The organism is Leptospira sp. GIMC2001 (genome assembly GCF_028462125.1).
Lineage (GTDB): Bacteria > Spirochaetota > Leptospiria > Leptospirales > Leptospiraceae.
This window is the reverse complement of the sequence record NZ_CP115468.1, coordinates 2,861,271-2,871,465: the sequence shown is the minus strand read 5'-3', so window position 1 is coordinate 2,871,465 and position 10,195 is coordinate 2,861,271. Positions and strand designations below refer to the sequence as shown.

The window sequence follows — 10,195 nt, the reverse complement described above, 5'->3', positions numbered from 1 at the left end:
AATCCAATGGATTCAGTCTGATACACAATGTCAATAGAGAAATCCAATCCTCAACATAGCTTATCATGGATGAATCGTCCCGAGACCTCTTGCAGGAGAGCATCGGGACTTATGCTTTTTTATATCAATGAAAGAAAGATTCAAGAGAAGAATCCATTTGAAGAAATCATGGATGATAATACTTTTCTTCGAATGATGAAGGATTCCAATCTATGGATTCCTCAAGATCTAGAAGAAAGGATTATTAATTATCTATCTGCAGCTGAAGATATTTCATCTGCTCTATACCAAATCGGAAAAGAAAGTTTTCTTTCCCAGGCATACGATTTATTGCCGACCGATGACTCAAGCATTGGGATTGTAGAACTGATTTCTCGTGTTCCAGTTTTGATTACAAAAATTACCAGAACGGTTTCTTTGGATATTTTGAATCTGGAAGATACATCAGCAACTTTTCTATTTACATATAGGGAACCATTTAAGGAAAAATGGTATGATGTTATCTTCTTTAAAGGAATGTTAGATGGTCTAAGTCTACTCTATCAATTGAGTGGATCTAAAACTATACTGAGAGAAACAAAATTGCTCGGCATTCATACTCACCATAAAGATCTGGGAGACAATATTAAATTTGGTGCAAATTCTAATATTTATCAAATGGAATGGGACGCGAATAAAACCAAAATCGCAAGAACTCAGATCAATCCTGAAGACAATCGTAAAGCTCAGAAAACATTTGTAATTTCACGTGATATTGGTAATTCGGAAGAGGAACTTTCTGTAATCAACCTATCGAGTGTTATATCTAAGTCAAGAGAGCTCGCCTTAGAAAACCGAGATTTAGAGGCTGCCGTCGAAGTTTTGAAAAGCTTTAAAACTGAGCTTGAAATAAAACAAAAGTCAATTGCAAAAGATTTAAAACTTGCAAAGAATATTCAAATGGGGATCATCCCTCAGACAATTCCAGACTGGAAAGGTGTGCAATTTTGGAATCATTTCAATCCTATGCAAGAAGTAAGCGGCGACTATTACGATTACTTTCCTTTCGACGAGAATAGGTTAGGTGTTGCGATTTGTGATGTTTCAGGACATGGTGTTCCAGCTGCTTTTATAACTGCTCTATCCAAAATGCTTTTTACAACATATCGTTACCCACTTCCGAGTACGATTTTCAAAAACGTAAATCGAGATCTTCTGGATCTATTGAAGCAGCAAGGTTATACAACATGTATCTATGCAATCATTGACAAGGACTATAAAGTCACTTATTCTGTCGCTGGACATCCAAGGCCTGTTCTTCTTCGTTACAGAACAGGTGAGACTTCCTATTTAGAAGGTGAGGGAACCTTTCTTGGAATGTTTCCTGAGGCTAGTGATTTCTATGAAGATCAACATGTTTTTCTAGAACCAGGGGACAAAATTTTCCTATACACTGATGGTTTAACAGAAGCAGAAAATGATGACGGAGAACCATTCGGAGATGACAAATTATTAGAATTGGTTTCACAAACTCGTGATATGGATATTGAAGCTGCGGTTGAATTCATCACTGCCAAGCATAAAGATTTTATTATGGGAACGGATCAAAAGGATGATATTACAATATTCGGAATTGGGCTGAGTACAGAAATTCCAGAATTTGAAAGACTTTCCAAAATTGCTCAAGAACATTACGATCGAAAGCAATACAATCAGGCTTCCAATTCATTAAAGAATGCCTATAAAATTTTGCCTCGAGAGTCTAACAATATTTTATTTCTTGCTAAGACATTGGCTAAAGAAGGAAAATATCATGAAGCAATTGATTTTCTCAAGATCTACAATAGATTTCGGCTTCATAATTTTGAATCTCATAATATATTAGGTTTTTGTTTTTTTATGATAAAGGAATATGAGAAGGCGGAATCGGAATTGAGGAAATCCCTTTATATGAGTGATTCCCATCCTTATGTTCATTATAACCTTGCGAGAGTTTATCATAAATTAGGCGATCGAGAGAAATTTAATTCAATCAAACTAAAAATTAGAAAATTATTCCCTGATTTTACTAGGTTGAATGAGTTGAACAATCTTCATCCAGAAGAAATCTAAATTACAAGTATAATGAAATATATAATTCTAATTGTTTTATCCTCAGTATTTCTATTTTCTGATCTTTTTTCTCAGATAAATCTGCCTCAAGATCATAGTCTTCATTCAGATTATAAAATTGAATGGTGTTATTTTGTTAGTATCTTGCAATTACCGAACGATCAAAAAGTTGGTGTAGAGTTGAGTTTTTTTCGATACCAGCTCAATTCTAATGATAAATTAAATTCTGGCAGTCCATCACTAGTTAAGGAAATTTTCCCCGTTCATTTTGCAATTTCTGACATTAACAATGGGAAGCATTACACATCACAAGTAATGGGAAGAAAAATCGGAGGACTATCCGAATATTCTGACAAAGTTTTAAAAGTACATGATTTTAGAATGGAAATATTAGGAGATTCAAAATTTCGCATATTTGCTAATCCCAGATTCAACCAAGAGATCGGTATTGATCTCAATTTAAGCGGGGAGAAGGACAATCTGTTCATTCATGGAGTCAATGGAATCTCCAAAAAATCCAATCTAAGTCCCAAGTTTTTTTCGAAATACTACAGTATGACTCGCCTCAAAACTTCGGGAACTGTCACACTGAATGGAAGTAAGCAAGAGGTTTTGTCAGGTTATACTTGGATGGATCACGAATGGTCTCAAGGCGATTTCAACGAATCTAATAATTCCTGGGATTGGGTTGGGCTAAGTTTAGATGATGGTTCTGATTGGATGGCTTTTCGTTTCAAAGCAAATCAAAATGCTGAAGCTGAGACATTTGGTTCAACAAAATGGAATCAAACTACAAAGACTTTTGAACCAAATCTAGATAGAAATGGAATTCAAGATTTACAATTGGTACCTAACATGGAACTAATTTGGAAAAGTCCTGTTACTGGAAATGTCTATCCTATGGAATGGAGGTTGACTAGTATTACAGAAAAGTTGGATATAATAATTAAGCCATATTTCAAGAATCAAGAATTTGATGGAAGGAAAACAACGGGACTTGCTTATTGGGAAGGAGCTGTTACTGCGACCGGAACTAGAAATGGTCGAATTGTAAATGGGCAAGGATATCTTGAGCTAAAGGGATACGGAAAGAAATAAATGGGTCGCTATTTTATAAAAAGATTTTTATTAATTTTTCCAACACTATTAGGAATCACTTTCCTTGTATATCTACTATCTAATTTTGCACCAGGTGGACCTTTAGATTTAGAAATAGCAAAAATTAAAGGTGCTGCGAATCTCTCTGGTGCAAGTACGAAACATATTTCCCAGGAAGAAGTTGACTTGATTCGCAAGCGGTTGCATCTAGATAAACCTTTCTATGTTGCTTATTTCTATTGGCTACAAGACATCGCTGTATTCAATTTAGGTGAGTCTAGACTACATTCAAAAGAAGTATCAGAATTGATTTTCGAAAAAATGCCCGTATCATTGATATTTGGATTGTCTGGATTTTTCTTATCCTATTTAGTCTGTATTCCTCTTGGCATCAGAAAAGCTATGATGCATGGAGAAAGTTTTGATCTTGGCTCAAGTGTTTTGATATTTTTTGCATATTCTATTCCAGTTTTCGCATTGGCTATGTTACTACTTTATTTGTTTGCTTCTGGAGAAGTTTTTTCTTTTTTCCCATTAGGGCATGAAGTCTCCGATTTCTATGAAGACTTAGGGTTCTGGGGTAAGATAAAAGACAGAGCTGCACATATGTTTCTTCCTGTGATATGTTATGTATCCGGATCTTTTGCTGTTTTGACTTTGCTTATGAAAAATTCCTTATTAGAACAGATTTCTAAGGACTATGTAAGGACTGCTATTTCAAAGGGTGTAGGATATTCGCAAGCAGTGTTTGGTCATGCGTTTCGAAATTCCCTCATACCGATCGCTACTGGATTCGGTGGAAACCTGAGCTTGATTTTTGCTGGATCGCTTTTTATAGAATTGGTTTTCAATATTGATGGTATGGGGCTACTTAGTTTTGAAGCGGTAAAAGAAAGGGATACAGATTTGATGATGGGCTTGCTTTTGGTTCAATCTTTTATTGGATTGCTCGGCAAAATGCTATCTGACTTTTGTTATGTGTGGATTGATCCTAGAATCAATTTCGATTGAGACTTAAAATTATGAATCCAAATACTAAGAAAAGATTATCAAAATTTGTATCCAACAAAAGAGCTTTTTACTCGCTCGTGGTATTGATGTCCGCCTATGCGATATCGATCTTTGCACCTCTCATTGCCAATAACAAACCATTGATTGTTTACTATGATGGCTCGATTTATTTTCCAATCGTTTCATTTTATTCTGAGGCAGATTTTGGAGGTGTGAATCGGACAGCTCCCAATTATAAAAAACTCAAATTGCGTGATGACTTTGTTAGTGGGTCTTCTTTTATGATTTTTCCTCCAATTCCGTACGGAGTGAACGAAGATAACCTGGAAAGTTTAGAAGATAATGTATCGCCTCCGAATGCTCCGAATTGGAAACATTGGTTGGGGACTGATGATCGCGGACGCGATGCTTTCACAAGAATTTTCTATGGATTTAGAATTGCCTTAACATTTAGTTTGCTTTTGGTTTTTATAGAAATGTTTCTCGCAGTTATTATAGGTGGTGTGCAAGGATATTTTGGTGGAGTATTAGATATCACAGTTCAGAGAATTATTGAAGTATTGTCGAGCATCCCGTTTCTGTATTTGATACTCATCATGGGATCTTTTTTTGGAAAAGGGTTTGCCGTTCTGATTGTAACTTATGGTGCATTGAGTTGGATTGGACTTAGTTATTATATGAGAGGAGAATTTCTACGTTTAAGAAATCTTCAATTCATCGACGCTGCCCGTGCTCTTGGTGTCTCAACTTCAACGATTTTATTCCGTCATTTATTACCTAATGCAATTACTCCGTTAATAACTTTTTTACCATTTACATTGATCTCTTCGATCTCAATTCTATCTGCTCTGGATTTCTTGGGATATGGAATACCCGCACCAAATCCTTCCTGGGGAGAAATGATTGGTCAGGGTCGTGAAAGACTCACAGCTTGGTGGCTTATCGCCTTTCCATCGTTCGCTTTGTTTGCAACAATAATGTTAACTGCCTTTGTCGGTGAGGGCTTGCGTGATGCTTTTGATGCTAAGGATAAGGTTGAATATGAGTAAATCTGAAGTTCTATTAGATGTAAAGAACCTATCATTAGATCTGAAGACCAATGGAACCAGATTACCTGTACTTCAGAATTTGAATTTTCAATTATTCAAGGGTGAATTCTTGTCATTGGTTGGTGAGAGTGGCTGTGGCAAATCTCTAACAGCGCTATCACTCACAAAATTATTGCCCAAACAATTAGCAGATTATAAATCAGGGGAAGTTGTATTCGGGAATCGTGATTTATTGAAGTTAGATGGTAAAGAGTTACAAAATGTTCGGGGTCTTGAGATTGCATATATATTTCAAGAGCCGTTTAGCGCATTAAACCCGTTGCATAAGATAAAAGATCAGATCATTGAAGGTTACTTAGTTCATGGCTTGGGTTCAAAAAAAATGGCAATTGAAAAGGCCGAATATCTACTATCTCGAGTTGGAATAACGGATATTAAAGAGAGAATGAATTCCTATCCAAATCAAATGAGTGGCGGGATGTTACAGCGAATCTGTATTGCAATGGCTCTCGTATGTGACCCAAAGTTATTGATTGCAGATGAACCTACATCAGCAATTGACGTAACGATTCAGGCTCAATTGATTGAACTACTTTTTGATATGAAGAAAGAGTTCAATCTGTCCGCTTTATTTATTTCCCATGATATTGCAATGGTCGGAAGAATTGCCGATCGGATTGCGGTTATGTATGCGGGTCAGATCGCAGAAATTGGTTCCGTAGATACTGTAATTGATCATCCATCACATCCTTATACAAAAGCTTTATTGAATGCTTATCCATCTATAAAAAAAGACAGTGATAAACTGACACCAATTCCGGGAATAGTTCCGTCGCCAGATAACTATCCAATCGGATGTCATTTTTCTGATCGTTGTGGTGAGGTGATGGACAAATGCAAGTTAACTAAACCAAAATTATTTGATCTTGAAAAACAAAGCAATATTGAATCCTCCAAAGTTGCTTGTTTTCTTTATGGCGGTGATAATGCTTAGTTTAACTAATTTGAATGTAGTTTATACTTCTGGATCAAGTCTATCTTTTCGAAAGAAAAGAATTGTCGCTTGCGAAGATGTATCTCTGGTTATGAAGAAGGGTAGAACACTTGGACTCGTAGGAGAGAGTGGCTGCGGCAAATCAACACTTGGTAAAGCTGTTCTTGGTTTAGTTTCCATTGAGTCGGGATCTATCGAATTCCAATCTACTTCAATTACGAATCTATCAAAAAGAGAATGGTTACCGTTTAGAAAAAAAATCCAGGTTGTATTTCAAGACCCTTACTCTTCGCTCAATCCTAGACTGACAATAGAAGAAATTATTTCCGAAGGATTAACTGTTCACGAAAAGAATCTTAGTAAAGCAGAAATTGATCTTCGTTGTAAGAATATATTAGAAAGAGTGAATCTATCGACTAATATATTGCAGAGATATCCTCATGAATTTTCCGGTGGACAGAGGCAGAGAATTGCTATTGCTCGTTCTTTGATTCTGAATCCAGAACTATTGATATGTGATGAAGCAGTTTCTGCCTTGGACATTTCAACTCAAGCTCAAGTTATTAATTTATTGATTGAACTCAGAAAAGATCTTCAATTGTCCTATCTTTTTATTTCCCACGACCTAGGAATTATTCGCTATATCTCCGATGATATTGCAGTTATGTATCTAGGCAAAATAGTTGAATGGGGACCCAAATCAGAGATTATAAATAATTGCAAACATCCATATACTAAGGCATTGTTTGCATCCGCCTTCGATATAAGAGATCGGCAAAAAGAAAGAATTGTTCTAAAAGGTGAGATACCTTCAGTACTCCATAAACCGAAAGGTTGCCATTTCCATACCCGTTGCCCGAAAGCGGTAGAAATTTGCAAAAATGTAGAACCTCCAATAGTGCAAGGAAAAGATGGACATTATGCAACTTGTCATTTTTCAGAAGGTTAATCATTAATCACAGGTCACAATTTGATTATTCATTTTTTCAAATACAATTCTCACTGGACTATGCGTCTGATCAGAAATGTATTCTTTGTAATTTCATATTTCTTTTTGATTTTTCTTATCATTTCAATTTTTTTATTCAATTATATAGATCATGAAACGTATAAAAAGTATCTTATATCTGAGATCAAAAACAAAACTGATTTCAGAATAGAGTTTATATATTCCGAGTTGGTAATGTTTCCTTATCCAGGTTTACAGGTCGATTATCTAACTATCTACGATAATGATCTAGAAGTCGCAAGTATCAAATCTGTATTAGTCGAGCTCTCAATTTTGCAGCTCATCTTGGGACAAATTGAAATCAGAAACTTAGATATTGAATCTGGAACAATCAACATCGTACGAAATAAAGATGGTGGGTTCGACGTCCTGGATCAATTTTTGGGGCAGAATATAGATGAAGAAAGTTCACTTACTGCTAACGAACTCTTCAGTTTAATCCCTGAATCAATTAAACTGAACAATATTCATTTGAATTTTCAGGATGATTTCTATTCTAAGAATTATAAAATTTATATTTGGAAGAATAATTTCAAAGTTTCCAAATTCACAAATAGTTTAGATATCAATTTTTATGGAAAATTAAATAATCACAAAATTGAATTTTATTCGCAATTATATTTTTCAGGAGATGAGATCAGCTATGAATCTTTGAGAATGAATTGTGATATTGTTTTGAAAGAATTCAATGTTTCTTTGGCTGAAGATATTTTGGTAATCTTTCCCCAAGCAGACTTCAAGGATACCAAGATATCTGGTCTAGTCAAAGTTGCTAAGAATGATAGTGATCTTGTTCGAATACATCTAACGCAAGCAATCATAGAAGGGTTTATTGGCAAATCTGGTAAGAGTTTTGGAGATATTCGTGGAAGCACATGGATTAGCTACTCTTATAAGGATCAAAAATTATTATTTGATGATATTGAATTGGAATGGGCAGGCAAAATCAAAGCGCGGGGTTATGGTAGTGTTGGCTTTGATTCGCGTCCAGTAATCTATTTCAAAGCAGATGCGGATTATATTCATCTAGATTCCGTGATGAAAATTGTTAATTTATGGCTTTTTCCTAATCTTGATAAATCTCCGTTATTAAGAGATCTCCCCGATACAGATTATGATAAACGGGTAACGGTTACTCTTGATCTTAAGTTAAGAAATGCGAATTTATTTTCTCAGCAATTTGAATATGCGAATACCAAAATAATTTATAGAAATAGAAAAGCATATATTCGCGATATTCAGATGAAAATTTTTAAAGGATTTATTTTTGGTGATGCAGAGGTCTTTTTCAATGAGAAGAACAATGCAATAGCGTTCAAAGGTAAAGTTCTAGATATGGATGTTAAAGAATTGATTGAGAAGATTCAAACCAGAAAGTATTTAACTGGTTTTTTATCTTCCGAGTTGGAATGGAAAACTAACGGATATAGTATTGAGGACTTTGCAAAAAACATTGATATGAAAGGGAATTATCAATTGAATAATGGGGCTTTGATTGACTATTTAAACTTTCTTAGACCCATTGCAAGCATAGGTAAATTGATTAATTTTACTGGGCCCAAAGGCAAAAGTACAGCCTATGAATCAATCATTGGAGAATTTCGATACAAAAAAGAAATCGTTTATATCGATTCTATGAAGATGAAGGGAGTCGGACTAGATGCAGTAGGATCTGGAAGAGTTGGCTTAGATAAAAAGATTTATTTTAGGATCACAGTATCGTTAGGTGGGGTCGCTGGTAAAGCAATTAAGCTCCCGATTATTTATATGGGAAAATTCGGAGAAAACTTACCGTTCATTGATCCAGTTTGGCTTGGCGCAGTTTTTGCTGGATCGATATTTCTTGCGGGACCTGCTGGGGCAGCGGTTGGAGGGATTGCCGGATCAGCTGTTTCTGATTATGTTGATAATGCAGTATCCGGAATAAGAAGTATTTTTTCTTTTACTAAAGATTCGATCTTTGGTAAATCGGATTCGAATTCAGATTCTGACGATTGATCTATTTTTTTCTCTCAAGAGCATAACTTCTTTCTTGAACAATCAACTCACTTACCAATTCTTCGTATGGCTCTCTTACTTTAACGTTCGGATTGTAAAGATCTATCACCACATCACCATCAGCAATGAATTGATAATGATAGGTTCCAGGAAGTAATTTTTTCTTAAGCTCAAAACTTCCATCTGGCTTTTTCTTTAGATAGTCAGCTTCATAATTCCAATTATTGAATGTTCCTGTAACGGAAATAGTTTCCTTATCTGGTAAATAGATGCTAAACAATACAGTTCGCAAATGTGGTTCTTCTATATCTGAATCATCTAAGACTTTTGAATGAGCAAATTTATCTCTGTCTATTCTCTCCAAATAGAAAGTTGATACGAGTGAACCGCTTCCATCGGGCTTGAACTCAGGATTTTCTGGATCTGCTTCATACAATCCATCCACCTTAAATTTATATTCATAAGTCCGCAAAGTTTCATACTTTTCATCTATGGAATCTGTCGGAATCAATGAATAGAAGACACCGAATCGATTTTTTTGAAGTGGTTTACATTTCCAATTTAAAAAATTTCCACATACTAACACTGCTTTGTTCTTTTGTCCACTATATGTAAAGAGGACTCCTCGGTTCAGTAGATTTCCTGATTCTGCATATTTTTGGATTTCCAGCATTCTGATATATCTTGGAGAGACAGCTTTCTTTAAACTATCAATTTGCCACTGGTAGTACATTTTGTTTTCTTCTGTGGAGTCAGTTGCTTGTGAATCCTCCATATCGTCAGAGGAATAGCCACCAATCCAATCTAGGGTTTCTTCGGAGAAAAGAGCTCCCCAGGATAGGAGGAAAAGGGAAAGAAATATTATTGCGATTTTGGATTTGGAAAACATTTACCTTATTAATTTCGTAGTATTTCAAATAAAGGATGAAAAAAAAATATGAATTA

The 10,195-nt window shown here is 35.3% G+C and carries 8 protein-coding genes; 7 read left to right on the top strand and 1 reads right to left on the bottom strand.

Annotation, left to right across the window (positions count from 1 at the left end):
• The first annotated feature begins 27 nt into the window (after positions 1-27).
• From O4O04_RS14715 to O4O04_RS14685, 7 genes are read left to right on the top strand one after another with little or no spacing between them, the layout of a single operon-like run.
• The gene (locus tag O4O04_RS14715) at positions 28-2,091 is read left to right on the top strand and encodes a SpoIIE family protein phosphatase (RefSeq protein WP_272532533.1); all 2,064 of its coding nucleotides are present in this window, start codon (positions 28-30) and stop codon (positions 2,089-2,091) included.
• Positions 2,092-2,103: 12 nt separating this feature from the next.
• On the top strand, positions 2,104-3,189 hold the full coding sequence (locus tag O4O04_RS14710) for a lipocalin-like domain-containing protein (protein ID WP_272532532.1): 1,086 nt from the start codon (positions 2,104-2,106) through the stop codon (positions 3,187-3,189).
• Positions 3,190-4,200: an ABC transporter permease subunit gene (locus O4O04_RS14705; protein WP_272532531.1), complete on the top strand. Its 1,011-nt coding sequence runs from the start codon at positions 3,190-3,192 to the stop codon at positions 4,198-4,200.
• A gap of 11 nt (positions 4,201-4,211) precedes the next feature.
• Entirely contained in the window at positions 4,212-5,249 is a 1,038-nt protein-coding gene (locus O4O04_RS14700) for an ABC transporter permease (protein WP_272532530.1), read from the top strand.
• Positions 5,242-6,243 carry an ABC transporter ATP-binding protein gene (locus tag O4O04_RS14695; RefSeq protein WP_272532529.1) on the top strand — a complete coding sequence of 334 codons (1,002 nt, stop codon included), beginning with the start codon at positions 5,242-5,244 and terminating at the stop codon, positions 6,241-6,243. Before O4O04_RS14700 ends, O4O04_RS14695 begins: the two co-directional genes overlap by 8 nt.
• Positions 6,236-7,192: an ABC transporter ATP-binding protein gene (locus tag O4O04_RS14690; RefSeq protein ID WP_272532527.1), complete on the top strand. Its 957-nt coding sequence runs from the start codon at positions 6,236-6,238 to the stop codon at positions 7,190-7,192. The genes O4O04_RS14695 and O4O04_RS14690 overlap by 8 nt, the downstream gene beginning before the upstream one ends.
• A gap of 60 nt (positions 7,193-7,252) precedes the next feature.
• Positions 7,253-9,250, top strand: coding sequence for an AsmA family protein (locus tag O4O04_RS14685; RefSeq protein ID WP_272532525.1), 1,998 nt, complete (start codon positions 7,253-7,255; stop codon positions 9,248-9,250).
• A gap of 1 nt (position 9,251) precedes the next feature.
• Here O4O04_RS14685 and O4O04_RS14680 read toward each other — a convergent pair whose 3' ends face one another.
• Positions 9,252-10,139: a glycogen-binding domain-containing protein gene (locus O4O04_RS14680; protein WP_272532524.1), complete on the bottom strand. Its 888-nt coding sequence runs from the start codon at positions 10,137-10,139 to the stop codon at positions 9,252-9,254.
• Positions 10,140-10,195: the final 56 nt, after the last annotated feature.

Bases quoted from the DNA above. Each gene is read 5' to 3' on its own strand.
- O4O04_RS14690 (WP_272532527.1), top strand. From the start codon at position 6,236: ATGCTTAGTTTAACTAATTTGAATGTAGTTTATACTTCTGGATCAAGT.
- O4O04_RS14695 (WP_272532529.1), top strand. From the start codon at position 5,242: ATGAGTAAATCTGAAGTTCTATTAGATGTAAAGAACCTATCATTAGAT.
- O4O04_RS14680 (WP_272532524.1), bottom strand. From the start codon at position 10,139: ATGTTTTCCAAATCCAAAATCGCAATAATATTTCTTTCCCTTTTCCTC.
- O4O04_RS14715 (WP_272532533.1), top strand. From the start codon at position 28: ATGTCAATAGAGAAATCCAATCCTCAACATAGCTTATCATGGATGAAT.
- O4O04_RS14700 (WP_272532530.1), top strand. From the start codon at position 4,212: ATGAATCCAAATACTAAGAAAAGATTATCAAAATTTGTATCCAACAAA.
- O4O04_RS14710 (WP_272532532.1), top strand. From the start codon at position 2,104: ATGAAATATATAATTCTAATTGTTTTATCCTCAGTATTTCTATTTTCT.
- O4O04_RS14705 (WP_272532531.1), top strand. From the start codon at position 3,190: ATGGGTCGCTATTTTATAAAAAGATTTTTATTAATTTTTCCAACACTA.
- O4O04_RS14685 (WP_272532525.1), top strand. From the start codon at position 7,253: ATGCGTCTGATCAGAAATGTATTCTTTGTAATTTCATATTTCTTTTTG.